The organism is Peteryoungia rhizophila, assembly GCF_004912145.1.
GTDB classification, from domain to species: domain Bacteria; phylum Pseudomonadota; class Alphaproteobacteria; order Rhizobiales; family Rhizobiaceae; genus Allorhizobium; species Allorhizobium rhizophilum.
Window position 1 is genome coordinate 18,147 of record NZ_STGT01000003.1, and the last position, 26,094, is coordinate 44,240.

General features: G+C 61.8%; 21 protein-coding genes. 9 read left to right on the forward strand and 12 right to left on the reverse strand.

Translation table 11 applies throughout. The annotated features are described in order from the left end of the window. Positions 1–7: 7 nt before the first annotated feature. Positions 8–1,483, reverse strand: a complete 1,476-nt coding sequence (locus tag E9677_RS10995; protein WP_136558166.1) for an NAD(P)H-hydrate dehydratase — start codon at positions 1,481–1,483, stop codon at positions 8–10. A gap of 351 nt (positions 1,484–1,834) precedes the next feature. Here E9677_RS10995 and E9677_RS11000 point away from each other — a divergent pair, with 351 nt between their 5' ends. The 4 genes from E9677_RS11000 to hspQ all read left to right on the forward strand — a co-directional run bounded on the left by E9677_RS11000 (position 1,835) and on the right by hspQ (position 5,133). Next, entirely contained in the window at positions 1,835–2,173 is a 339-nt protein-coding gene (locus tag E9677_RS11000; RefSeq protein ID WP_136558167.1) for a P-II family nitrogen regulator, read from the forward strand. A gap of 62 nt (positions 2,174–2,235) precedes the next feature. Continuing rightward, the gene (glnA, locus tag E9677_RS11005) at positions 2,236–3,645 is read left to right on the forward strand and encodes a type I glutamate--ammonia ligase (protein WP_136558168.1); all 1,410 of its coding nucleotides are present in this window, start codon (positions 2,236–2,238) and stop codon (positions 3,643–3,645) included. A 150-nt stretch (positions 3,646–3,795) separates the two neighbouring features. Continuing rightward, positions 3,796–4,716 carry a DMT family transporter gene (locus E9677_RS11010; protein WP_136558169.1) on the forward strand — a complete coding sequence of 307 codons (921 nt, stop codon included), beginning with the start codon at positions 3,796–3,798 and terminating at the stop codon, positions 4,714–4,716. Positions 4,717–4,803: 87 nt separating this feature from the next. Then, positions 4,804–5,133, forward strand: coding sequence for a heat shock protein HspQ (gene hspQ, locus E9677_RS11015; protein WP_136558170.1), 330 nt, complete (start codon positions 4,804–4,806; stop codon positions 5,131–5,133). Between the two features lie 82 nt (positions 5,134–5,215). Here the strand turns inward: hspQ and E9677_RS11020 are convergent, their stop codons facing one another. Next, positions 5,216–5,851, reverse strand: a complete 636-nt coding sequence (locus E9677_RS11020; RefSeq protein ID WP_136558171.1) for an invasion associated locus B family protein — start codon at positions 5,849–5,851, stop codon at positions 5,216–5,218. Positions 5,852–6,123: 272 nt separating this feature from the next. On the opposite strand from E9677_RS11020, the gene E9677_RS11025 reads away from it, so the two are divergent. From E9677_RS11025 to E9677_RS11040, 4 genes are all read left to right on the forward strand, one after another. Continuing rightward, complete coding sequence (locus tag E9677_RS11025) at positions 6,124–7,929, forward strand: extracellular solute-binding protein (RefSeq protein ID WP_235882930.1); 1,806 nt, start codon at positions 6,124–6,126, stop codon at positions 7,927–7,929. Between the two features lie 98 nt (positions 7,930–8,027). Then, positions 8,028–8,699 (forward strand): DsbA family oxidoreductase, encoded by a 672-nt coding sequence (locus E9677_RS11030; protein WP_136558173.1) that lies wholly within the window; start codon positions 8,028–8,030, stop codon positions 8,697–8,699. Positions 8,700–8,756: 57 nt separating this feature from the next. Continuing rightward, a complete protein-coding gene (locus E9677_RS11035) occupies positions 8,757–9,689 on the forward strand; it encodes a DMT family transporter (RefSeq protein ID WP_136558174.1) in 933 nt (310 codons plus the stop codon). Between the two features lie 8 nt (positions 9,690–9,697). After that, positions 9,698–10,180, forward strand: coding sequence for a GNAT family N-acetyltransferase (locus E9677_RS11040; protein ID WP_136558175.1), 483 nt, complete (start codon positions 9,698–9,700; stop codon positions 10,178–10,180). Positions 10,181–10,187: 7 nt separating this feature from the next. Here E9677_RS11040 and mfd read toward each other — a convergent pair whose 3' ends face one another. Continuing rightward, the gene (mfd, locus tag E9677_RS11045) at positions 10,188–13,694 is read right to left on the reverse strand and encodes a transcription-repair coupling factor (protein WP_408014726.1); all 3,507 of its coding nucleotides are present in this window, start codon (positions 13,692–13,694) and stop codon (positions 10,188–10,190) included. Between the two features lie 6 nt (positions 13,695–13,700). Next, positions 13,701–14,015, reverse strand: a complete 315-nt coding sequence (locus E9677_RS11050; RefSeq protein ID WP_136558177.1) for an FAD assembly factor SdhE — start codon at positions 14,013–14,015, stop codon at positions 13,701–13,703. A 95-nt stretch (positions 14,016–14,110) separates the two neighbouring features. Between E9677_RS11050 and recG the strand changes: the two genes are divergently transcribed. Continuing rightward, the gene (recG, locus tag E9677_RS11055) at positions 14,111–16,216 is read left to right on the forward strand and encodes an ATP-dependent DNA helicase RecG (RefSeq protein WP_136558178.1); all 2,106 of its coding nucleotides are present in this window, start codon (positions 14,111–14,113) and stop codon (positions 16,214–16,216) included. Positions 16,217–16,228: 12 nt separating this feature from the next. Here the strand turns inward: recG and E9677_RS11060 are convergent, their stop codons facing one another. The 8 genes from E9677_RS11060 to E9677_RS11095 all read right to left on the reverse strand — a co-directional run bounded on the left by E9677_RS11060 (position 16,229) and on the right by E9677_RS11095 (position 26,068). Beyond that, positions 16,229–16,957 carry a DUF502 domain-containing protein gene (locus E9677_RS11060; RefSeq protein WP_136558179.1) on the reverse strand — a complete coding sequence of 243 codons (729 nt, stop codon included), beginning with the start codon at positions 16,955–16,957 and terminating at the stop codon, positions 16,229–16,231. A 102-nt stretch (positions 16,958–17,059) separates the two neighbouring features. Continuing rightward, positions 17,060–18,886 carry a glutamine--fructose-6-phosphate transaminase (isomerizing) gene (glmS, locus tag E9677_RS11065; protein WP_136558180.1) on the reverse strand — a complete coding sequence of 609 codons (1,827 nt, stop codon included), beginning with the start codon at positions 18,884–18,886 and terminating at the stop codon, positions 17,060–17,062. A gap of 138 nt (positions 18,887–19,024) precedes the next feature. Continuing rightward, on the reverse strand, positions 19,025–20,386 hold the full coding sequence (gene glmU / locus E9677_RS11070) for a bifunctional UDP-N-acetylglucosamine diphosphorylase/glucosamine-1-phosphate N-acetyltransferase GlmU (RefSeq protein WP_136558181.1): 1,362 nt from the start codon (positions 20,384–20,386) through the stop codon (positions 19,025–19,027). Between the two features lie 72 nt (positions 20,387–20,458). After that, positions 20,459–21,211, reverse strand: a complete 753-nt coding sequence (locus E9677_RS11075; protein ID WP_136558182.1) for a FadR/GntR family transcriptional regulator — start codon at positions 21,209–21,211, stop codon at positions 20,459–20,461. 150 nt (positions 21,212–21,361) lie between these two features. Beyond that, the gene (locus E9677_RS11080; protein WP_136558183.1) at positions 21,362–22,435 is read right to left on the reverse strand and encodes a BMP family ABC transporter substrate-binding protein; all 1,074 of its coding nucleotides are present in this window, start codon (positions 22,433–22,435) and stop codon (positions 21,362–21,364) included. Between the two features lie 39 nt (positions 22,436–22,474). Continuing rightward, on the reverse strand, positions 22,475–23,395 hold the full coding sequence (locus tag E9677_RS11085; RefSeq protein WP_136558184.1) for an ABC transporter permease: 921 nt from the start codon (positions 23,393–23,395) through the stop codon (positions 22,475–22,477). Then, positions 23,392–24,483 carry an ABC transporter permease gene (locus E9677_RS11090; protein WP_136558185.1) on the reverse strand — a complete coding sequence of 364 codons (1,092 nt, stop codon included), beginning with the start codon at positions 24,481–24,483 and terminating at the stop codon, positions 23,392–23,394. Before E9677_RS11090 ends, E9677_RS11085 begins: the two co-directional genes overlap by 4 nt. Continuing rightward, positions 24,473–26,068, reverse strand: a complete 1,596-nt coding sequence (locus E9677_RS11095) for an ABC transporter ATP-binding protein (protein WP_136558186.1) — start codon at positions 26,066–26,068, stop codon at positions 24,473–24,475. The genes E9677_RS11090 and E9677_RS11095 overlap by 11 nt, the downstream gene beginning before the upstream one ends. Positions 26,069–26,094 lie beyond the last annotated feature (26 nt).

Here is a 26,094-nt window from a genome sequence, read left to right on the forward strand (position 1 = left end):
GCCTGCGTCAGGCTGGCAGAACGTGTGAGACGAGGTCTTCAGCCGTGAGGCCTTCACCTGACCTGCCCGCCGCCTGGCCGTGCTGATGGACGCCGGCGCAGGCCGCTTCGAAAGCCGGCATGCCATTGGAGAGATTGGCGCCGATAATGCCTGCCAGAACGTCGCCTGAGCCGGCGGTTGCGAGTGTGGCCGGCGCCTTCTCCTCGACTGCGGCGTGGCCATCAGGGGATGCAATCACGGTGTCGGCGCCCTTGTAGACGACGATGCCGCCTATGGCTCTTGCAGCAGCGAGTGCCTTCTCGACCTTGCCTTCCTCGGATTTGGCGATTTCCGGAAAGAGACGGGTGAACTCACCTTCATGTGGTGTGATGACCAAGTGACCCGACGAGCCTGCAAAGGCGCTTTGCAGTGCGTTGGCATTGTCGGCGAAAGCCGAGATCCCATCGGCATCCAGCACCAGTCTCCGTCCATTCCGCGCGATGGCAAGGGCGTAGCTGCGCGCCTTGTCACGGCTTGCGAATCCCGGCCCGAGGACAAAGCTGTTGCGCCTCTGGTCGATCAGCCAGTTTTCGACATCGGCCAGTGTGTCGATCGGCGCCAGCATCACGGCCGTCAGATGTGCTCCGTTGGCAGCCAGAGCGTCGCTGGGTGAGGCCAAAGTGACAAGCCCTGCGCCGGCTTTCAATGCCGCGCCGGCCGACAAGCGGGCAGCGCCGGTCGAGATCGCCGGGCCGGAAAAAACCGTTAGATGGCCGCGACGATATTTGTGATCCTCGGCAGACAGCGCGCGACGGAATGCCTGGAAAAGCGCCGGCCCGTTGACCCGGAATTTTCCAGCCTCGGCGAGGACGATGCGCCGGGGTATGCCGATATCGAAGACTTCGACCGTGCCGCAGTGGCTACGCCCCGGAAGGAGCACATGACCCGGCTTTCGCTCGACGAAGGTGACGCTGCGGTCTGCGCGGAAGGCTGCCCCACGGATTTTACCGGTCGCGCCGTCGATACCGGAGGGCAGATCGACCGCGAGCACGGGCGCGCCGGTCTCTGCCACCTTATCGATCACCAGTCGCACAATGTCCGGGACGTCGCGCGCGAGGCCGGCCCCGAACAATGCGTCGATCACCACGTCCCCTGCATGGGGCATGTAGGCTTCGAGGCTTTCGACAGGGCCAGCCCAACTCTCTCGGGCGATCCTGGCATCGCCGCTCAGCCGGTCCGGGTCCCCCAAGGCGAAGACGCGGACGTCGGCACCGCAACGGACAAGCGCTGTTGCCGCAACGTAGCCATCACCGCCGTTGTTGCCAGGGCCGCAGAAAACTGGGAACCGACGCGCCGCTGGGTAGTGCCGTAAGGCAGAGGCAGCCACGGCCTCCCCGGCGCAACGCATCAGCATGGAGCCAATGAGTCCGGAGGCGATCGCAGCGGCATCGACGTGCGAAATCTCATTCGGGGTCAACAGGATCTCAGGTCTTGGAAGTCTCATGCCACACGTTAGAGCAGAAATCCCGACACGAGCAAAGCTGCACGATTTTAGGCACATTCTTTCTGGTTAAATTAAATGCAAATGCACGCTTTGTGAGCACCGCGTTTGCATTTTGTGCAATCCGGACAGGCGTTTAAGGGTGTGGTAACATTGGAAAAAAGATTGGCCGAAAGCGATAATTCAAGCAATTCGGGCTGGCTTTTCAGTTCGTTTTGCGGGAGATTTGCCCTGTCGGACGGAGGATGAAGGTATTTTTGCAGCAATTTCGCAAAAAACTGGCACATTCCATGCATTCAACCCGGCGGGCGGGGCTCATCCTGCTTTACTGAGGAAGCGGAGAGAAATTTTCTCATGAAAAAGATCGAAGCGATCATCAAGCCTTTCAAGCTCGACGAAGTGAAGGAAGCCCTTCAGGAAGTCGGTTTGCAGGGTATCACCGTGACGGAAGCCAAGGGCTTCGGTCGCCAGAAGGGCCATACCGAGCTCTATCGCGGCGCCGAATATGTCGTGGACTTCCTGCCTAAGGTGAAGGTCGAAGTGGTACTGGCCGACGAAAACGTGGAGGCCGTCATCGACGCCATCCGCAATGCAGCCCAGACGGGCCGCATCGGCGACGGCAAAATCTTCGTTTCGAACGTCGAAGAAGTCGTCCGCATCCGTACCGGCGAAACCGGTATGGACGCCATCTAAACGGACCCGACACCTAGGGAGGTCGGGTTTAAATCGTCAGCTCACGCGAGGAACATAAAAATATGACGACCGCAAACGATATCCTCAAACAGATCAAGGACAACGACGTCAAGTTCGTCGACCTGCGCTTCACGGACCCGAAGGGCAAGCTGCAGCACGTCACGATGGACATTGTCTGCGTCGACGAAGACATGTTCGCCGATGGCGTCATGTTCGACGGCTCCTCGATCGCCGGCTGGAAGGCCATCAACGAGTCCGACATGGTGCTGATGCCGGATCCGGCCACCGTTCACATGGACCCCTTCTTCGCCCAGTCGACTATGGTCATCCTCTGCGACATTCTTGATCCGGTTTCGGGCGAAGCCTATAACCGCGATCCGCGCGGCACCGCCAAGAAGGCCGAAGCCTATCTGAAGGCATCCGGCATCGGCGACACCGTCTTCGTCGGCCCGGAAGCCGAATTTTTCGTCTTCGACGACGTCAAGTACAAGGCCGATCCTTACAACACCGGCTTCAAGCTCGATTCGACCGAACTGCCGTCTAACGACGACACCGACTACGAGACCGGCAATCTCGGTCACCGTCCGCGCGTCAAGGGCGGCTATTTCCCGGTTCCGCCGATCGACAGCCTGCAGGACATGCGCTCCGAAATGCTGACGGTTCTCGGCGAAATGGGCGTTGTCGTTGAGAAGCACCACCATGAAGTGGCGGCGGCCCAGCACGAGCTCGGCATCAAATTCGACGCGCTGGTGCGCAATGCCGACAAGATGCAGATCTACAAGTATGTCGTGCACCAGGTCGCCAATGCCTATGGCAAGACCGCGACCTTCATGCCGAAGCCGATCTTCGGTGACAACGGCTCGGGCATGCACGTGCACATGTCGATCTGGAAGGATGGCAAGCCGACCTTCGCCGGTGATGAATATGCCGGGCTGTCGGAAAGCTGCCTGTATTTCATCGGTGGCATCATCAAGCACGCGAAGGCGATCAACGCCTTCTCCAACCCGTCGACCAATTCCTACAAGCGTCTGGTCCCGGGTTATGAAGCGCCGGTTCTGCTCGCCTATTCGGCCCGCAACCGTTCGGCCTCGTGCCGCATTCCCTTCGGCTCCAACCCGAAGGCCAAGCGCGTCGAAGTCCGCTTCCCGGATCCGACAGCGAACCCCTACCTCGCCTTCGCCGCCATGCTGATGGCCGGTCTCGACGGCATCAAGAACAAGATCCATCCGGGCAAGGCCATGGACAAGGACCTGTATGATCTGCCGCCGAAGGAACTGAAGAAGATCCCGACCGTCTGCGGTTCGCTGCGCGAAGCGCTGGAAAATCTGGACAAGGACCGCAAGTTCCTGACCGCCGGTGGCGTCTTCGACGACGACCAGATCGACTCGTTCATCGAGCTGAAGATGCAGGAAGTCATGCGCTACGAAATGACCCCGCATCCGGTCGAATACGACATGTACTACTCGGTCTGATCGACCACACATTCCAATCGAAACGCCGGCGGAGACATCCGCCGGCGTTTTTCGTTGCGTACGGAACCATTTGCCTTGAAAGACGCTTTCGCCGGACGGGCCGTCGCGCTAGCACTTGTTGAGATATTCCTCCGCGACAAGCGATCCCCGATGCCAGCGTCAAAACTTCCGACCGATCCGCGCCTCTACGACTGGCTGCTCTTCCTGCTGGCGCCGGTCTTCTTTTCGTCGAACCTGATCTTCGGTCGCGGCATCTCCGGCGAAGTCGGTCCCTTCGCCACAGCGCTCCTGCGCTGGCTCGGTGCGGCGATCCTGATGTCACCTTTCATCTGGCAGGAGCGGCAGGCCTGCCTCGATTTCGTCCGCCGCCACACGGCGCTCTGGTTGACACTCGGCATTCTCGGCATGGGGATCTGCGGTGGCGTCGTCTATTGGGCTCTGACGCTGACGACGGCCTCGAACGCGACGCTGATCTACACGACCTCTTCGCTGTTCATCATCCTGTTCCAGTGGCTATTCCAGAAGCGGGCGATCACGCAGCTGGAATTTTCGGGCATGGTGATCGCCTTTGCCGGTGTCGTCGCCATCGTGCTGAAAGGTCACCCGGAAGCGCTGCTGCAACTGAGTTTCAACATCGGCGACCTCGCAATCCTGGTCGCAGCGATTGCCTTTGCTGCCTATTCGCTGCTGCTGCGGCGTCCGTCCGTGCGCGCCATGCCGCCACTGCCGCTGTTTGCTTTGCTGGCCCTCTCCGGCTCGATCGTGCTTGTTCCGCCGGGGCTGATCGAGATTGCGATGGGCGGGCCCCTGCCCGACACGGGCATGGAATTCGCCAAGCTCGCAGGGATCATCCTGTTCGCCTCGCTCGCCGCCTTTTATTGTTTTCAGCACGCGGTACAGGTCTTCGGGCCGGGCATTGCCGGGATGACGCTCTACCTGATGCCGCCCATGTCGATCCTGATGGCGGTCTTCTTCCTGGACGAGAGCTTCGAGGCGTATCACGCGGTCGGGATCGTACTGGTGACCGGCGGCCTCATTTTGGCAACTGCGCCCCGGCGGAAATCGGGCTAGGTGTGGGAGACGACAATGGTCCCATACACCATCCCTTGATTTCGTCGGGCTTTCTTCCCAAATATGTCAGGGAAAGGAAGTCAAGCCATGAAACAACGAAGCGCTAAATTTGGTATCGGGGATGTCGTACGGCACCGGGTCTTTCCGTTCCGCGGCGTGATCTTCGATGTTGATCCGGAATTTGCGAATTCCGAGGAGTGGTGGAACGCTATCCCGGCCGAAGTCCGGCCGCACAAGGATCAGCCCTTCTACCACCTGCTCGCGGAGAATTCCGAGACGGAATACGTGGCCTATGTGTCCGAGCAGAACCTCGAACGCGATCAGAGCCAGGAGCCGCTGCGCAACCCGCAGATCCAGCAGATTTTCGAACCGCAGCAGAGCGGCCATTACAAGCCGAAGATGAACTTCGCCCACTGACGGTTCACTCTCGGTCCCGAAACGCAAAGAAGCCCGCGTCTGGCGACGCGGGCTTCTTTTCATTTCAATGCTGATTAGCGGATCAGTTGCCCTGCTTGGCAGCGTTCTGGGCGTCGGTGATGGCCTTGTTGCGCTCTTCCTGCTTCTTCTGCATGGCTTCCTGCAGGAGACGCTGACGCTCTTCGGCCTGAGACTGCGACATCGCTTCGCCATCGAAGGCGCCGGTGAAGCCGGTCAGCGGGATCTTGATCGGGTTCGGCGCGCGGCGGAAGTTGATCGAGGTGAAGACGACCTCGCCACCCTTCTTCAGGCTGTCGATGATCGCATCCGTCAGCGGGATTTCAGCCGTGCAGCGGTCGGGCAGGCAGACGGCATAGTCTAGCTTGGTGCCCTTGGCGCCGTCGATCTGCATCATTACGCCCGGCGGGATCAGGCGGGCCGATGGGACCGTGACCTGAAGGAGCTTGCGGTTGACCTTGCCTTCGACCGTGATCAGGCCGACGGCCGTGATCAGCTGACCATTGGCGGCGACGAGCTGGTTCTGGACGACGCAGACGTCCGACTCTTCCTGCTTGGCGCAGGTCTTGAACCATTTCGCCTCGGAGGGAGCTGCGGCGGCTTCCTGTGCCTGCGCGACGACCGGCATGGCGGTGGCTGCGAAGGACAAGGCGATTGCAGACACAGCCGTCCGCGTTGCGTTGCTAAGTTTGAACATCATACGTATTCCGTCTCCTGAAAACCCCTGTCGCGCGGACTTCGATGCCGCGTCATTCACCGGTCGTGTGTGCCCTCACCTGTCGTTCAAATGAGGCAAATACATGACCCGGCGATCTGGCTCACCTGTTACATTGTGGCGGCCGGAATATCCAGCATTTCTTTGACACCGGATCGACTCACCCCGCCTAAATCCCACCCGCTTGTGTTGGTTTTATGGTGACTGTGCTAGCTTCCGCGCGATTTGCAGATTCCATACCGGGGAGGACCAAGATCTTGCGCCGTCTCTTATTCAGCCTTTGCCTGCTGCCACTGGCGACCGCCGTCCAGGCGGAACCTGTGCACGGGATCGCCATGCATGGCGAACCTGCCCTCTCCTCTGGCTACACACATTTTCCCTATGTGAAGCCGGATGTGAAAAAGGGCGGCAGGGTGAATTACGGAGTCGTGGGCACTTTCGACGCGCTGAACCCCTTCGTGCTCAAGGGCATGCGGACCACGGCACGCGGTGTGTGGGATCCAGAATTCGGCAATCTGCTCTACGAACCGCTGATGACCCGCTCGGCCGACGAGCCCTTCACGCTCTATGGCTTGCTCGCCGAGACTGTCGAGTGGGACGCTGACCGGAGCTATGTGCAGTTCAATATCAATCCGCAGGCCAAATGGCACGACGGTACGCCTGTGACCCCCGAAGATGTGATCTTCACTTTCGAACTTTTGCGCGACAAGGGCCGCCCGCCCTTCAATGGCCGTCTCACCGCCGTCGCCAAGATGGAGAAGATCGGCGAGCACGGGGTGAAATTCACATTCAACGAGAAGGCGAACCGCGAGACGCCGCTGATCTTCGCCTCCGCAACCCCGATCCTGCCGAAGCATGCGATCGACCCTGAGACCTTCGACCAGGGCGGGCTTGCGATTCCTGTCGGATCAGGCCCCTACAAGATCAAGGAGCTGAAGCCCGGCGAAAAGGTGACCTGGGCACGCGACCCGAATTATTGGGGCAAGGACATCCCCGCGAAGGTCGGGTTCGACAATTACGACGAGATTACCGTCACCTATTTCCTCCAGGAAGCGACACTGTTCGAGGCCTTCAAGAAGGGCGAGATCGACATCTATCCGGACGGTGATTCCAATCACTGGCAGCGCGCCTATAATTTTCCGGCAGCCGAGAACGGGGATGTGGGGAAGGAGGCCTTCAAGCCGGGCCTGCCCTCGGGCATGCTGGGTTTCGTGTTCAACACCCGCCGGCCGATCTTCGCTGACGTGAAGGTGCGCGAGGCGATCAACACCGCCTTCGACTTTGAATGGTTGAACAAGACACTCTACGGCAATGCATTCACGCGGACCCAGAGCTATTGGCAGAATTCGGCACTCGGCGCTTATGGCAATGCCGCAGACGAAAAGGAACTGGCGCTTCTCGGCTCGGCCAAGGACAAGCTGTCGCCGGAGATCCTAGCCGGCACTTACACCCAGTCGGCGACCGACGGATCGGGGGGTGATCGCAAGGCACTCGGCAAGGCGGTCAAGCTGTTCGGCGAGGCCGGCTACAAGATCCAGGGCGGCAAGATGCTGGACGCGTCCGGCAAACCACTTGCCTTCGAAGTGATGACACAGAACGAGGGCCAGGAAAAGATGGCGCTCGCCTTCCAGCGGACGCTGAAGCTGATTGGCGTCGATATGGCGATCCGGACGGTTGACGATGCGCAGTATCAGGCGCGCTCCAACAGTTTCGACTATGACATGATCATCAAGTCCTACACCTCGTCGCTGTCTCCCGGCGCCGAGCAGGTCAATCGCTGGGGATCGGAATCGAAGGACGCGCAGGGCAGCTTCAACTATGCCGGTGTCGCCGATCCCGATATCGACCGGATGATGGAGGCCCTATTGCAGGCGCGCGAGCCTGAGGATTTCCAGGCGGCCGTGCGGGCCTATGACCGGCTGCTTGTCGCTGGGCATTATGTCGTGCCGCTCTACCATATCGGCGAGCAGTGGGTGGCACGGTGGAAGCATATCGGGCGACCGGAAACGGCGCCGCTGTACGGCTATCAGCGCCCGACCTGGTTCGACGCGCGCGTCCAGTAAACCTCAAGCATTTGACGCTGTGTTTTCGGGCCGGAGCTTGTCTCCGGCCCGCATTGCTTTAAGTGACAGGCATATCTCTGCCAGGAAAGGACAGCATCATGGACCGCATCACCATCGACCTCGTATCCGACGTGGTCTGCCCCTGGTGCTATCTCGGCAAGGCGCGGCTCGAGCTTGCGATCGCCGAAGTGCAGGACGAGGTCAGTGTCGACATCAACTGGCGCCCGTATCAGCTCAATCCCGATTATCCGCCTGAGGGTGTCGACCATCAGGTCGAACTCGCAAAAAAACTCGGCGGCAAGGACAAGATGGACCAGGCGCATGCGCATCTGAAGTCGCTCGGTGCCGAGGTCGGCATCGCTTTCGATTTCGGAGCGATCAAAGTGGGGCCGAACACGCTCGATGCGCACCGGCTGATCCACTGGGCAGGCCAGGAAAGCCGGGAGACGCAGACCCGCGTGGTCGATCTGCTGTTCAAGGCCAATTTCGAACAGGGCCGCAATATCGGTGACGCTGCCGTGCTTCTCGACATCGCGACGGAAGCCGGACTGTCTCGCCCGGTGATAGAATCGCTGCTGTCGGGCGATGCGGATGTGAGCCACGTGCTCTCGGAGGTCGAAGCTGCCAAGCAGATGGGCGTCAACGGCGTGCCCTTCTTCATCTTCGACCAGCAATATGCTGTCAGCGGTGCCCAACCGCCGGAGGAACTCGCCAATGCATTGCGTGAAATTGGCAAGGCGAAGGCCGAGGCGCTGCGCAATCTGAATTGACGGTTAGCGCGAACACTCGTATCCCGGTGAGGTCACCTCCTCCCCGGGATCATCATCTTGTCCGCCGACACCACCTTCAAGGGCGTGCTCTTCGCCTTCATCTGTTTTGCCGCCTATTCCTTCAGTGATGCCGCCGTAAAACTCGTCGAGGGTCGCGTGCCGGCTTTCGAAGCAGGCTTTATCGGGAGCCTGTTCGGCATCGCCGCCATCCCCTTCCTGATGAAGCGCGGCGACCGCTATACGGATCTGGTGCGCAGCACCAATTGGCCGCTCTGGGGGCTGCGCTTTGTCTGCTCCGCCGTCGGTACCGTCGGCAGCATTATCGCCTTTACCCAGCTCTCGATGGCCGAGGCTTTCTGCCTGATCTTCCTGCTGCCGAGTTTCGCGACGATCATGTCAGTGATCTTTCTGAAGGAACAGGTCGGCATGAAGCGCTGGGCGGCCGTCCTGATCGGCTTCCTCGGCGTTCTGGTGGTCCTGAGACCCGGATTTCGCGAACTGGAGGTCGGCCATCTCGCCGCGATGCTGTCGGGCTTTGCCGGTGCCGTCACGATCATCATCTTCCGCGCCATGGGGCCGCAGGAGAAGAACATCTCGCTCTACGGCGCCGGCCTGCTCGGCAGCGTCATCATCTGCGCCGTCTTCTCGCTGCCGGACTTCCAGGCGCCCGGGCGCTATGACCTGATGCTGCTCGCCGCCTTCGGTCTTCTGGCGGCCGTCGGCAATGTCTTCATGATGCTGGCGTCTTTCTACATCCCGGCCGCGATCGTCGGGCCGATCCAGTACAGCCAGATGCTCTGGGCCATCCTGCTCGGCTACCTGGTCTTTGGCGACAAGGTTGGCTGGCCCATGGGCATCGGCATCGTGCTGATCGTAAGCTCCGGGCTGCTGACGCTGATCCGCGAGCGCAAGCGTGACACGCCGCTTCCGCCGCCGGTGGCCGGCAAGTCGGATGCGGCGCTGGCGATCAAGCCGGAACAGGGCGACTAGGGGTCCGGATGGAGACCACCCCAGTCGCCGAGAGCATGCTTGTTATCCGATTGGCGGAGCGCGGTGACATCGCTGGTCTCCTGCGGATCTACCGAGATCTGATACCCGAAGATCCCGAACTCTCCGTCGAGGCTGCTGGGATGCATTTCGATGCCCTGGTCCGCATCCCTGGCAGCGCCGTCCATATCGGCGTTCTCAACGATAACATCGTCAGCACCTGCACGCTGATCGTCATCCCCAACCTCACGCGGGGCGGCCAGCCTTATGCGCTGATCGAAAACGTCGTCACTGCAGCAGAGCATCGGGGACGCGGTTACGGCCGCCAGACGCTGCTGCATGCCGTGTCATCTGCTTGGAAACATGGCTGTTACAAAGTCATGCTGCTGACCGGGTCCAGCAAGCCTGAGACGCTCGGTTTCTACCAGTCTGCGGGCTTCGAGCAGAACAAGACCGGGTTCCAGATCCGCCGCATTGCACCGCGCGCCGACTGAGACGCGCTTATCCCTTCGCCAGTTCCGCCAGCTGTGTCATCACCACCGCTGCCCCCGACAGCCGCTTTTCCGGAGTCGGCAGATCGCGGGTGAGGAACACGCTGTGGTCGGGCCGGATCTTCGCCATCGTACCCTGCTTGGCGATATAACCGACCAGCGCTGCCGGATTGGGGAACTGCTTGCCGCGGAACTGGACGACGACGCCCTTGGGGCCGGCTTCCAGCTTTTCGACATTGGCCTTGCGGCAGAGCGCCTTGATGTAGACGACCTTCAGCAGGTGCTGGACCTCGACCGGCATCGGGCCGAAGCGGTCGATCATCTCTGCGCCAAAGGCATCGATCTCGCCCAGCTCATTGATTTCACCCAGACGGCGATAGAGGCCGAGGCGCAAATGCAGGTCGGGCACGTAGGCGTCGGGGATCATCACGGATGTGCCGACCTGGATCTGCGGCGACCAGCCGGTGTCCTGGATCTCGTCGACGCCCTTCACTTCGGCGACCGCCTCTTCCAGCATCTGCTGGTAAAGTTCGAAACCGACTTCCTTGATGTGACCGGACTGCTCTTCGCCGAGCAGATTGCCGGCGCCGCGGATATCGAGGTCGTGGCTGGCGAGCTGGAAGCCCGCACCGAGCGTGTCGAGCGACTGCAGAACCTTGAGGCGGCGCTCGGCACCCGTGGTCAGCACCTTGTTGACCGGGAGCGTCAGCAGCGCGAAGGCGCGAACCTTGGAGCGGCCGACGCGGCCGCGAATCTGGTAGAGCTGCGCAAGGCCGAACATGTCGGCGCGGTGCACGATCAGAGTGTTGGCCGTCGGTACATCCAGGCCGGATTCAACGATGGTCGTCGACAACAGCACGTCGTAGCGGCCGTCGTAAAAGGCGTTCATGATGTCTTCGAGCTCGCCTGCCGCCATCTGGCCATGGGCGATGGCGACCTTCAGTTCCGGCACATTCTCGTCGAGGAAGCTCTTCACATCGGCGAGGTCCGATAGACGCGGGCACACATAGAAACTCTGGCCGCCGCGATAATGCTCGCGCATCAGGGTCTCGCGGATCACCAGTGGGTCGAAGGGCGAGATGAAGGTTCGCACCGCCATGCGGTCGACCGGCGGCGTGGTGATCAGCGAGAGTTCGCGCACGCCGGTCATGGCGAGCTGCAGGGTGCGCGGGATCGGGGTGGCGGACAGCGTCAGGACGTGGACGTCGGACTTGAGCTCCTTCAGCCGCTCCTTGTGCTTGACGCCGAAATGCTGCTCCTCGTCGATGATCAGGAGGCCGAGATTGGCGAAATTGACGCCCGTGCCGAGCAGCGCATGGGTGCCGACGACGATGTCGGTCTTGCCGTCTGCGACTTCCTTCTTGACGAGGTTGAGCTCCTTGGTGCCGACGAGGCGCGAGGCTTGCTGGATCCGGATCGGCAGGCCGCGGAAGCGTTCGGAGAAGGTCTTGAAATGCTGGCGGGCCAGCAGCGTGGTCGGCACGACGACGGCGACCTGGATTCCGTTCATCGCGGCGATGAAGGCCGCGCGCAGTGCCACTTCCGTCTTGCCGAAGCCGACGTCGCCGCAGACCAGGCGATCCATCGGGCGGCCGGCGCCGAGATCGGAGCGGACAGATTCGATCGCGGTTTCCTGGTCTTCCGTCTCGTCATAGGGGAAACGGGCGGCGAATTCGTCGTAGAGACCTTCCTGGGTGGTGAGCACCGGAGCCGTCCGCGTCATGCGTTCGGCGGCGATGCGGATCAGGGCGCCCGCCATATCGAGCAAGCGCTTCTTGAGCTTCGCCTTGCGCATCTGCCAGGCGCCGCCGCCCAGCTTGTCGAGCTGCACTTCCGTCGCCTCGCCGCCATAGCGCGAGAGGAGGTCGATGTTTTCGACAGGCAGGAAGAGCTTGGCGTCGTCGGCATATCGCAGTTCAAGGCATGCATGCGGGGCGCCGGCGGCCTCGATGGTGCGCAGACCGACAAACCGGCCGATGCCGTGCTCGGCATGCACCACGATCGAGCCTTCGTCGATACCGGCGACTTCCGAGATGAAATCGGCCGCGCGCTTGCGGCGCTTGGAGCGGCGGACCATGCGGTCGCCGAGGATGTCCTGCTCGCCGATGACGACGAGGCCGGCGGTCTCGAAGCCGCCTTCGAGACTGAGGACGGCGGTGCCCGCCTCGCCCTTTTTCAGCTTGTCGACGTCTTTCAGGGCAGCGACGGGCACGAGCCGTTCCAGGCCATGCTCGTTCAGCACCTGCAACAGGCGGTCGAGCGAGCCTTCTGACCAGCCTGATACAATAACCTTGGCGCCGGCCGCCCGCTTATCGGCGACATAGGTGACAGCCTGGCCGAAGACGTTGGTGCGGTTGTTTTCTTCGCTGCTTGCCTCATTGGCGGACTTTGCCCAGCGCGGCGTCGGGCGGGCATTGACCTCCATGACGAGACGGCTTTCGCCGCCGTGTTCGGCAAATGGGGTGATGCGGATCGGATCGAAGGCGTCGAGGTTCGCGCCAAATTCGCCAGCGCCGAGATAGAGCCGCTCCGGCGGCACCGGCTTGTAAGGCGTTCCCTGGGCGAGATGGCCCTTGCCGGGGGTCGCCGAGTTGAGGCGCGCCTCGTAATAGTCGCGGATCAGCTTGGCGCGTTCTTCAGCTGCCTCACGGACGGTATGGTCGGTGACCAAACGGAAACCGCGCAGATAATCGAAGGTGGTCTCCAACTTGTCGTAGAACATGGGCAGCCAATGCTCCATGCCCGCATAACGTCGGCCTTCGGAGACAGCGGCATAGAGCGCGTCGTCGCGGGTCGCCGCGCCAAAGAGCGACAGGTAGTTCTTGCGAAAGCGACTGATGCTCTCGGGCGTCAGCGTCACCTCGCTCATCGGGTTCAGATCAAGCGAGCGGATCTGGCCAATGGTGCGCTGGCTCGCCGGATCGAAGGAACGGATCGATTCGAGCGTATCGCCGAAGAAATCGAGGCGGACCGGCTCTTCTGCACCGGGCACGAAAACATCAAGGATGCCGCCGCGGACCGCGAACTCGCCGACTTCGCGCACGGTTGCGACGCGATCGAAGCCGTTGCGCTCAAGACGGGCGGCAATGTCATCCATGCGCACCTGGTTGCCCGGCTTTGCCGAAAAACCGAGGCTGTCGATCACATCCGCCGGTGCCACTTTCTGCAGCATGGCATTGACCGTCACCAGCACGATGGCCGGGTGCGGATTGAGATAGAGCGAAATCAGACCTGACAGCGCCGAGAGGCGGCGGGCGGAGACGTCCGCGGAGGGCGAGACGCGGTCGTAAGGAAGACAATCCCAGGCCGGCAGGCTCAAGACCGGGATGTCTGGCGCGGTGAAGCTCAGGGTCTGTTCGAGGTTCTGCAGCCGCTGTCCGTCGGAGACGATGTAGGCCACAGGGCGGCCCTGGCGCGCGAGTTCGGCGAGGATGAAGGAATCCATGCCGTCGGGCACATGGGAGAGCGTCAGGGCGGATTGTGCATCGACAATCCGCTTCACATCGATCAGGGACATCATCAGTTACTTTGCAGAGGTTTCATCGCCCGTGACCGGCGAGAAATCCGGCCGGAGAGCGGCTATGCGTTCGAAGAGCGGTGTCTGGAGATGGGCGGGCACCGGATCTGCGCCGGTAATGTAGCGGACGAGGTCATTGTCCTCCTCCTCCATGATATGCTCCAGTTCATCGAGTTCCTCATCGGAAAGCTCGGTGATATGGGCCTCGCAGAACTGGCCGAGCATCAGGTCCATTTCCCGGATGCCGCGATGCCAGCAGCGGAACAGGATGCGCCGACGGCGCGGATCGAGGTCGGCACTGCTTTTCACCAGTCCAGTCATCTTGGCATCCTTCCAATTCTTGCGCCTCTATAGAGCAGCGACCGGCAAATGTCAGCTTGCCAAACCGGCATTTTGCGAGGCATTTTGCCCCCATCATGCGTCCCCATCTTCTCGATCCCCTCTTCGCCTCCGTGGCTTCGCTCAGCGGAGTCGGTCCCAAGCTCGCCCAGCTTCTCGCCACACTGCTCGGGCGCGAGGATGCCGAGGATGCGCGGGTCGTCGACCTGCTGTTCCTGGCACCGCACCGGCTGATCGACCGGCGCCATCAGCCGGGCATCGCCTATGCGCAGCAGGGTTCGCTGGTGACCATCACCGGACGCGTCGACCGCCACATGCCGCCCCCGCCGGGCAAGAACAACATGCCCTACCGCATCTTCCTGCATGACGAGACGGGGGAACTGGCGCTCACCTTCTTCCGGGTCAAGGGCAACTGGCTGGAAAAGGCATTGCCCGTCGAAGAGATCGTCATGGTTTCAGGGAAAGTCGACTGGTTCAATGGTCGGCCATCCATGGTTCATCCCGACCTGATGGTGAAGGCGAGCGAGGCGGAGAACCTGCCGCTGGTCGAACCGGTCTATCCGCTGACGGCGGGGCTCGGACCAAAGGTGCTGCGCAAGGCTGTCGAAGCCGCCGTCGAGAAGATGCCGGAGCTCGCCGAATGGGCGGATGGTGCGCTTGCGACAAAGCAGGGCTTCGCCAGCGTGCGCGACTGTCTGGTCGCGCTCCACAATCCGCGCGACGAGAAGGACATCGACCCGCAGGCGCCCGCCCGGCGGCGTCTTGCTTATGACGAATTTCTCGCCGGTCAGGTGTCGCTCGCATTGGTGCGGCAGAAGCTGAGACGCGTGCCGGGGGTGCCGATCAAGCCGACTGGCGAACTCAGCGGCAGGATCCGCGCCGCCCTGCCCTTTACGCCGACAAACAGCCAGGTGGCGGCGATCGACGATATCCTGAAGGACATGGCGACGGACCAGCGCATGCTGCGGCTCGTCCAGGGTGACGTCGGCGCCGGCAAGACGCTGGTGGCGCTGTTTGCCATGGCAGCCGCTGTCGAGGCGGGTGGGCAAGCCGTGCTGATGGCGCCGACGGAAATCCTGGCGCGGCAGCATCATGCGACGCTTGCCAAGCTCGGCGCGCCGGCCGGGCTGAAGATCGAAGTCCTGACCGGGCGCACCAAGGGTAAGGAGCGCGAGGCGATCCTGGAGCGGATCGCATCCGGCGAGGCTCAGATCGTCATCGGCACGCATGCGCTGTTCCAGGATGCCGTTGTCTACCGGAACCTGACGCTTGCGGTCGTGGACGAGCAGCACCGCTTCGGCGTTCACCAGCGCCTGAGGCTGACCTCCAAGGGCATCTCGCCGCATATGCTGGTCATGACCGCGACGCCTATCCCGCGCACGCTGGTGTTGGCTGCCTTCGGAGACATGGATGTCTCAAAGCTCACCGAGAAACCGGCGGGTCGCAAGCCGATCCAGACGGTGACCGTGCCGACCGAGCGCGTGCCTGACGTCATCGAACGGCTCCGTTCCGCCATTGCCGAGGGCAAGAAGGCCTATTGGATCTGCCCGCTGGTGGAAGAGACCGAAGAAAGCGAGTTGATGTCGGCCGAGGAGCGGCAGGCCGTGCTCGCGCAGTTCATCAAGGCGCCGATCGGGCTGGTGCATGGACGCATGGCGGGACCGGAGAAGGATGCGGCCATGCTTGCTTTCAAGAATGGCGAGACGCGGCTGCTTGTGGCCACCACGGTGGTCGAGGTCGGCGTCGATGTGCCCGATGCGACGATCATGGTGATCGAACATGCCGAACGCTTTGGCCTCGCCCAGCTGCACCAGTTGCGCGGGCGTGTAGGCCGCGGCGACGAGGCGTCGAGCTGTATCCTGCTCTACAAGGGACCGCTCGGCGAAACGGGAAAGGCGCGGCTCTCGATCCTGCGCGATTCGGAGGATGGCTTCCTGATTGCGGAGGAGGATCTTAAGCTGCGTGGTGAAGGCGAATTGTTGGGGACAAGGCAATCAGGCACGCCGGGCTTCAAGATCGCCAGTCTGGAGCATCACGGCGATCTGCTGGAGATTGCCCGGAAGGATGCGGCCTATCTGCTGGATCGCGATCCGGAGCTGACAAGCGAGCGCGGCGAAGCGGTGAGGACGCTGCTCTACCTGCATCGCCGCGACGAGGCGATCCGCTTCCTGCATGCAGGATGAACGAGGTCAGGTTCAGGAACGGCCAGCGCGCTTGGGCGGTTCGACCGGCTCGTCCGTGTCAAGATTCCGAAATGCTGTCATGGCGTCGGCGACTGTTGGCTTGTATTCGGGCGTGACCAGACCCGCCGAGATCAGCAGTTTGATGCCCTCCTCCGGGCTCATGTCGAGCAACATCAGCTTGCTGCGTGGCACGAACATCAGGAAGCCTGCGGTTGGAACAGGGGTCGGCGCCAGAAAGACGGCGACCATTTCCTCGCCGTCCTGGTTCAACTTCACGGCAATCTCCCCCTTGGCATCGGAAGAGATGAAGACCAGCGCCCATGTGCCGGCGCGCGGAAACTCGATCAGGCCGACTTTCTTGAAGGAATTTCCCTGCTCCTTCAGAACCGTTTCGAAGATCTGCTTGGTGCTCTTGTAGACGGTGCGGACCAGCGGCATCCGGTTCAGGATGTTTTCGCTGTAGGCGACGATCGAGCGGCCGATCAGGTTTCGGCCGAGAAAGCCGACCAGCGTGATGAAGACAATCGCGATCAGAAGACCGGTCCCGGGGATCGCAAAGGTGAGATAGGCCTCGGGATTGTAACGATCGGGCAGATAGGGCTTCACCCAGCTGTCGGCCCAGCGGATGAAGGTCCAGGTCAGGTAGATGGTGATCGCCATCGGCGCGCAGATGATCAGGCCGGTCAGGAAGTTGTTCCTGAGCCTGGTTGCCATCGAAATCCTGTCAGAACCTTCGGTCATGCCCACCGTCATTGTGCAGTGCCGTAACGCTGCGGACAATGCCGGAGTGACACCTATGGCGCAAGAGCAAGAATTGGGGCAGTGGCCTGCCCCGATCCGGGATCACTCGACCGTGACGGACTTGGCGAGGTTGCGCGGCTGATCGACGTCGGTGCCCATGAAGACCGCCGTGTGATAGGCGAGCAGCTGGATCGGGATGGAATACACCATCGGGGAGATGATCTCGGCGACCACCGGCAGCACGATGGTGGCCATGGTGTCGAGCTTCGAGGCCGCAGCGCCCTTCTCGTCGGTGATGAAGATGATCTTGCCGCCGCGGGCTGCCACTTCCTGCATGTTCGACACGGTCTTTTCGAAGAAGCGGTCGAACGGTGCAATGACGATGACCGGCATATTCTCGTCGATCAGGGCGATCGGACCGTGCTTCAGCTCGCCGGCGGCATAGCCCTCGGCATGGATATAGGAGATTTCCTTGAGCTTCAGCGCGCCTTCGAGCGCCAGCGGATAGCTGGTGCCACGACCGAGATAGAGCACGTCCTTGAACTTTGAGAGGTCACGGGACAAGGCCTCGATCTGCGGCTGAACGGCGTTCAGGACCTGGCTCATGATGCGCGGCATTTCGGCCAGGCTCTTCACAAGCTGCTTTTCTTCCGTCTCATCAAGCGTGCCACGGGCACGGCCGGCGGCGAGCGCCAGCGAAGCGAGCACAGCGAGCTGGCAGGTGAACGCCTTGGTCGAGGCGACGCCGATTTCCGGGCCGGCGAGGATCGGGAAGACGGCATCCGCTTCGCGGGCGATCGTCGATTCCTTGACGTTGACGACGGCGCCGATCTTCAGGCCGTTGTCGCGGCAGTAGCGCAGCGATGCGAGTGTGTCGGCAGTCTCGCCCGACTGCGAGATGAAGAGGGCCGCCTGGTCCTTCGACAGCGGCATTTCGCGGTAGCGGAATTCCGAGGCGACATCGATCTCGACCGGCAGGCGGGCGTAGCGCTCGAACCAGTATTTGCCAACGAGGCCAGCCAGATAGGCGGTGCCGCAGGCGGAGATGGCGAGGCCGCGCAGGTTGGCAAAATCGATTTCGGCAGCCATGTCGCGCACGGTGTGCTCGGCAAAGTCGACATAATGCGACAAAGCATGGGAGATTACCTCCGGCTGCTCGTAGATCTCCTTCTCCATGAAGTGGCGATGGTTGCCCTTGTCGATCATGTAGGCGCTGGCTGAGGAGATCTGCACGGGGCGATCGACCGGATTGCCGTCGATGTCGAAGATGTGCGCGCCCTGCTTGCCGATGACGGCCCAGTCACCATCATGGAGATAGGCGATGCGGTTGGTGAAGGGCGACAGCGCGATTGCATCAGACCCTAAGAACATCTCGCCATCGCCGAAGCCGATCGCAAGCGGCGGGCCGGAGCGGGCAGCCATGATGGTCGAGGGATCGTCGCTGAAGATCACCGCGAGCGCATACGCGCCCGTCACATGGCGCAGCATCTCATGCATCGCCTCGCGGCGGCCAAGGCCCTGGCGACGATACTTCGCGAGCAACTGGGCGACGACTTCCGTGTCGGTCTGCGTGGTGAAGGTCGCGCCTTCGGCCGCGAGCTCTTCCTTGATCTCGGAAAAATTCTCGATGATCCCGTTGTGAACGACAGCGACGCCATCGACGAAATGCGGATGGGCGTTCGTTTCGTTCGGCACGCCATGGGTTGCCCAGCGGGTGTGGGCGATGCCGATATTGCCCGGAAGCGGTTCGCCGGCGAGCTTGGTCTCGAGATTGAAGAGCTTACCCTCGGCGCGGCGGCGGTCGAGCTTGCCGTCGTTGATCGTGGCGACGCCGGCAGAATCATAGCCGCGATATTCGAGCCGCTTCAAGGCGTCGACCAGACGCTCCGCCACGGGCTTGTTACCGACGATGCCGACGATGCCGCACATGCAATTCTCCGTTTCATATCCATCACGCGCACTGTTCCTAGCGGTTCCGCCGCAATAGGCAATCGCACACCAAGTCAAATTGCGTTTCGTCTCGTAATGCAACGCAGCATAACAGGCGGGAAAGTTGGTTTGGCGCTTTTACTTGCCGGACTTCTTGGCGGCCTTGATCGCCAGATTGCGCTCGCGGATGACGGCCGCGCGGCCTGGCTTCATCTCCTGGCGGGCACGACCGAAGGCGAGCGCGTCGGCTGGCACATCCTCGGTGATCACGCTGCCGGAGGCGATGAGGGCTCCGTCGCCGATCGAGACGGGGGCGACGAGGGATGAATTGGAGCCTATGAAGGCCCCTGCCCCGATCCGGGTCTCATGCTTGTTCACGCCATCATAGTTGCAGGTGATCGTGCCGGCCCCGATATTGGTCTCGGCCCCAACGACGGCATCGCCGATATAGGTCAGGTGGTTGACCTTGGCGCCGCGGCCGATTTCAGCCTTTTTCACTTCGCAGAAATTGCCAACCTTTGAGCCTTCGGCGAGGTTGGCGCCAGGACGCAGGCGGGCAAAGGGGCCGACGGTCGCGCCGGCTGACACGTGGGCGCCTTCGAGATGCGAGAAGGCATGGATGACCGCGCCGCCCTCGACGGTGACGCCCGGGCCAAAGACGACGTTCGGTTCGATCAGGGCGTCCTGGCCAATGACTGTATCGTGGCTGAGAAAGACGGTTTCCGGGGCGATCATCGTGACGCCCGAGACCATCAGCTCGTGGCGACGGCGCTCCTGCCATAGCCGCTCGATCACGGCGAGCTCGGCGCGATTGTTGCAGCCGGTCAGTTCGCTCTCCGGCGCGTCGACAGCAACTGCCTTGCCACCCAAGGACCGGGCAATCTCGACGAGGTCGGTCAGGTAGTATTCACCCTTGGCGTTCTGGTTGCCGATCCGAGAGAGCAGATCGAGGGCCTTTTTGCCATCGATCGCCATCAATCCACTGTTGCACCAGGTAACGGCGCGCTCGGCATCGGTCGCATCCTTCTCCTCGCGGATCGCAATCAGCTCGCCATCTTCGACCAGCAAGCGTCCATAGCCTGTCGGATTGGCCGTATGAAAACCGATTACGGCGACAGCCGCACCGTCGGCAAGTGCTTCGCGCGCAGCTTTCAGCGGTGCGGCTGTGATCAGCGGGACATCGCCATAGGCAACGAGGATCTCGTCATAACCTCGGGCGATCGCCTCCTTGGCCATCAGAACGGCGTGACCTGTGCCGAGGCGTTCGGTCTGCAAGACGCCTTCCACGGCAAGTCCATCAATCGAGGCGGCCTTCTCGACCTTTTCGGCATCACGGCCGAGAACCAGCGCCACATCCGACACACCGGACGCGGCGATCGATGCCATGACATGGGCGATCATCGGACGCCCCCCGACCGAATGCAGCACCTTGGACATGGAGGACTTCATCCTGGTGCTGTCGCCTGCGGCGAGGACAATGGCGAGACAGGTGCGGGTCATGGATGGCTCCGGGCATGAGAAACGGGAATCTCACTAACGCCCAAGGACGTCAGCTGCAAGGGTGGCCGGCAATCAGCCCTTGTTGCTGGATGTATCGACCGCCTTCAACGCGGCGGCGCGGCCCTGCTGGATCGCCCTGCCAGTTGCGACACGGGCAGCCTCCGGGTCGCGTTTCTCCAACGCATCGACGATGGCCAGATGCAGTTCGGTAATCGCCTCCCCGCGTCCCGCGAGGTCCGGATCGAAGGCCATGGTGAAGGCACCGTCGAGCGAGGCCTTGATAAAGCCGACCATGCTTTCGAGGAAGGGGTTCGCGCCCGCGATTGTCAACAGCACGTGGAAGCGCAGATCTGCCTCCACCTGGCTCGGCCAGTCGAGTTCATTCGATCCGAGGAGATTGGCATAGTGCCGGAGCTCCACGCAGTCCTCAGGTGTCGCCCGCAACGCGGCAAATGCGGCTGACGCGGGCTCCAGCACCATTCTGATATCGTAGAGGTGGTCGATGAATTCGCGCGTCACTCCCGATGTGAAATGCCAACGCAGCACGTCTTCATCGATAAGGTTCCAGTGACACCTTTCGGTCACCCGGGTGCCAACGCGCGATTTCGCGACCACGAGCCCCTTCGCGGCGAGAGTCTTCATTGCCTCGCGCAAAACAGAGCGTGACACGTCTAATTCGGATTCGAGTTCGTTGTCGCCTGGCAAAGGCTCGCCAATTCCGAATCGACCACCGACGATCGCAAGCCCGAGTTTCTCGACCACTTTGGCATGGCTGGTCCGAAGATTGGTTACGACCCTCAGATCCCGAACATCATCCTTGCGCATTCCGCCTCGCATCCCATCACCGTGGCCCGGCTTGTTATACGAAAGGCCAATGCGGGTGAAGTCGATATGTGAGCATTTCCGGATTTTTCAGAAGCCTAAACAAGAAAGGGCGCCATTAGCGCCCTTTCCAATACGATTTCGGCCGGTGTTTTACTGCGGCAGCTTGTCGTCTACGCCTTCGATGTAGAAGTTCATGCCGAGGATGGTGCCATCGTCAGCAGACTCACCTTCCTTCAGCCATGCCGAACCGTCCTGCTTGTTGATCGGGCCGGAGAAGGGCTTGAGTTCGCCGGACTTGATCTTGGCTTCGCTGTCCATCGCCATGGCCTTCACGTCGTCAGGCATGTTGGTGTAGGGCGCCATCGACAGGATGCCGTCCTTCAGGCCGTCGAAGGTCTGGGCGGAGGTCCAGGTACCGTCGAGCACCGCCTGGGTGCGCTTGATGTAATAAGGCGCCCAGGTGTCCACGATGGCGCTCAGCTGCGCGGTCGGGCCGGCGGCGATCATGTCGGATGCCTGGCCAAAGGCCTTCAGGCCGCGCTCTTCGGCAACCTGCATCGGCGCGGTGGTATCGGTGTGCTGGGTCAGGATATCGACGCCCTGGTCGAACAGAGCCTTGGCAGCATCGGCTTCCTTGCCGGGGTCGAACCAGGTGTTGACCCAAATGACCTTCAGCTTGAACTCGGGGTTTACCGTGCGGGCGCCGTGGAGGAAGGCGTTGATGCCGGCAACGACTTCCGGGATCGGGAAGGATGCGATGTAACCGGCCACGCCGGTCTTCGACATCTTGCCGGCGATCTGACCGTTGATGAAGCGGCCTTCATAGAAGCGCGAATTGTAGGTGGCGACATTGTCGGCGGTCTTGTAGCCGGTCGCATGTTCGAACTTCACGTCCGGGAACTTTTCGGCGACCTTCAAGGTCGCATCCATGAAGCCGAAAGAAGTCGTGTAGACCAGGGCGCAGCCGGAGCGGGCCATGCGCTCGATGGCGCGCTCAGCATCCGGACCTTCCGGCACGTTTTCGAGGTAAGGCGTTTCGATCTTGTCGCCGAAATGAGCCTGGAGCTCTTGGCGGCCGATGTCGTGCGCCTGGGTCCAGCCACCGTCGGTCTTCGAGCCGACGTGGACGAAGCAGATCTTGGTCTTGTCCTGGGCTGCTGCCGGCGCCGCGAGGCCGACGATTGCGGCTGCCGAAGCGGCAAGCGCGAGGAGGATGTTCTTCATGATTTACCCCTGTTGGTTTGGTTGAAGCTTTTGTTTTCTTTATCTATCCGGCACGAACGGCTTGCCGAGGCAGGCCGGCGTGTTGATCAGCGTCGTGCGGCGATTATGCGAGATGATGATCAGCACGACAATGGTCGCCGCATAAGGCAATGCGGACAGAAACTGGGACGGCAGGCCGAGGCCGAGCGCCTGGGCATGGAGCTGGCCGATGGTGACGGCGCCAAAGAGATAACCACCCGCCAGGAGCCGCCAGGGTCGCCAGGCCGCGAAGACCACCAGCGCAAGCGCGATCCAGCCGCGACCGGCAGACATGTTCTCGACCCATTGCGGCGTGTAGACCAGCGACAGCTGCGCGCCGGCGAGACCGGCACAGGCGCCGCCGAACATCACGGCGAGATAACGCGTGCGGATAACCGGAAGCCCCAGCGTGTGCGCCGAACCGTGGCTGTCGCCGATGGCACGGAGCTTGAGGCCCGAGCGGCTCTTGAACAGATACCAGTTCACGCCGGCAACAAGCAGAATGGAGAGGTAGAAGAACAGGTCCTGAGCAAAAAGGATGGGTCCAATGACAGGAATGTCTGACAGCAGCGGGATGACGATCGGCTGCATCTTGACGCCGGGGACACCGACCACGCCCTCGCCGACCATGCCGGAGACGCCAAGGCCGAGGATGGTGAGGGCCAGACCGGTCGCAACCTGATTTGCGACGAGGGTCAGGGTCAGGAAGCCGAAGAGCAGCGAGAAGGCGGCGCCGGTCGCGACGCCCGCGAGAAGGCCGATATAGGGCGACCCGGTCATGTTGGTGGCGATGAAGGCACAGACGGCACCGATGATCATCATGCCCTCGACGCCGAGGTTCAAGACGCCCGAACGTTCGGTCACGAGTTCTCCCATGGCGGCGATGACCAAAGGGGTCGAGGCGGTGATGATGGTCAGCAGGATGGCTTCGAACATGGTCACGCCTCCTTTGCCGACGCAGCGCGGGCGCGATCGAAGACCAGGCGCACCTTGTAGAGGATAAGCGTGTCGCAGGAGAGCACGAAGAAGAGCAGCAGTCCCTGGAAGACCCGCGTCACCTTGTCGGAAACGCCGATCGACAGCTGCGCACCCTCGCCGCCGAGATAGGTGAGCGCCAGCACGAAGCCGGAAGCCACAATGCCGAGCGGGTTGAGGCGACCGAGGAAGGCGACGATGATCGCGGTGAAACCGTAGCCCGGCGAGATCGTCGGCTGCATGTGACCGATCGAGCCGGACACTTCCGAAATGCCGGCCAAGCCCGCAAGCGCGCCGGAGAACATCATCGAGAACCAGACCATCTTGCGCGACGAGAAGCCGGCGAAGCGCCCTGCCCGCTCGGACTGGCCGAGGACCACGACCTGGAAGCCCTTCAGCGTGTAGCGCATCATGAACCAGACGGCGACGGCAGCGACGAGTGCGAAGATGATGCCGAGATGCGCACGGCCCGAGGACAGGATTTCCGGCAGCACGGCTTCCGAGACGAAGGATCTCGACTGCGGGAAGTTGTAGCCGGCCGGATCCTTCCAGATACCGCGAGTCAGCCAGTCGAGAAGGAGTTGCGCAATATAGACCAGCATCAGGCTGGTCAGGATCTCGTTGGTGTTGAAACGGGTCTTCAACAGCGCCGGGATCGCGGCATAGGCCGCGCCACCGATCGCGCCCATGACCAGCATCAGCGGCAGGAGCAGCGGCGACGTCCATTCGTAGAATGTAATCGGCAGGATGGATCCGACGATCGCGCCGGCGATGAACTGGCCTTCGGCGCCGATATTCCAGTTGTTCGAGCGATAACAGACGGACAGGCCGACACCGATCAGGATCAGGGGGGCCGCCTTGACCGCCAGTTCATGCAGCGACCACATCTCGAGCAGCGGCTCGATGAAGAAGCTGTAGAGCGCCGAAACCGGGTCCTTGCCGAGCAACGCGAACATGATGCCGCCGAAGAAGACGGTGAGCGCCAATGCCAGAAGCGGCGACACGATCGCAAACATGTTCGACTGGCGTGAACGGCGTTCGAGTTCAATGCGCATGGGCGGCCTCCGGAGCACTCTGAAGGCCATGCACGCCGCCCATAAGTATCCCAATGCGCTCGCGGGTCATGGTCGAGGCAGGATAGGCATCCGATAGCGTGCCTTCCGAGATGGCCGCAATCGCGGTCGCGACTTCGAAGATCTCGTCGAGATCCTGGCTGATGACGACGACGGCGGAGCCCGACTTGGCGAGATCGACGAGCGCCTGGCGGATACGGCTCGCAGCCCCCGCGTCGACGCCCCAGGTGGGCTGGTTGACGACAAGGACCGACGGCTGGCGATCGAGTTCACGCCCAACGATGAATTTCTGCAAGTTGCCGCCCGAGAGCGAACCGGCGGAAGGGTCATCGCCGCTCTTGCGCACATCCATCATCTCAGAAATGCGACGAGCCGCCTGCTGGACGAGACCATGGCGGATGAGACCGATTTTGCCGCCCGAAAGATAGGCGCTGCGGTCGGAGGCATTGCGCGACAGGAAGAGGTTTTCCGACAAGCTCATGGCGGGTATCGCTGCATGGCCGTGGCGTTCCTCGGGTACGAATCCGGCGCCGAGCAGACGGCGCTCGTTGATGCCGAGGCGACCGACGGAATTTCCGCGCAGGCGGATCGCGTCGGGGTTCTGGACCGGATACTCGCCGGACAGGGCATCGAAGAGTTCGCTCTGGCCATTTCCGGCAACCCCGGCGATGGCAAGGATCTCGCCGGCCTTGACGGTCATCGACACGTTCTTCAAGGGCATGGCGAAAGGCGTGCGCGGGCTGACCGACAACGCGGTCACCTGGAGTTGGACAGCACCATCTGTCGGCGGCTCGACCTTTTCGACGCCGGCGACATCAGCACCGACCATCATGCGAGCCAGCGAAGCCGGTGTTTCCTGGCGCGGATCGCAGGCGCCCGTCACCTTGCCGTGACGGAGTACGGTGGCGCGGTCACAGATGCGCTGCACCTCTTCGAGGCGGTGGCTGATATAGAGGACCGAACGCCCTTCCGCCTTCAGCTTGAACAGCGTTTCGAACAGCTTGTCCGCTTCCTGTGGGGTCAGCACCGAGGTGGGTTCGTCGAGGATGATCAGTTTAGGATTCTGGAGTAACGCGCGAACGATCTCGATGCGCTGGCGCTCGCCGACCGAAAGATCCGCCACATGGGCGTAAGGATCCAGCGGAAGTCCATAGGCGACCGACAGTTCCGCTGCCTTTTTCGAAAGCTCGGAGATCGAGATTTTCTCGTCGAGCGACAGCGCGATGTTTTCAGCGACCGTCAACGCTTCGAAAAGAGAAAAATGTTGAAAAACCATACCGATGCCCAGACGGCGCGCGGCGGCCGGATTGGGGATAACCCGATCCATGCCTTCCCAGCCGATCGTGCCGGCGGACGGGGCGAGAATGCCGAAAAGCATCTTGACGAGGGTCGACTTTCCGGCGCCGTTTTCGCCGAGGAGTGCGTGAATCTCGCCGTGACCGATATCGAGATCGATGCCGTCGCAGGCCTTGAAACTGCCGAACAGCTTCGTGAGGCCCCGCACAGTCAATAGCGGCTTGTCACCCTCGGGCGATTGTTGCGGCACAGGTCCCCCTTGCACTCTCATGCGTACCGGCCGGGTCTTCCGCCCGA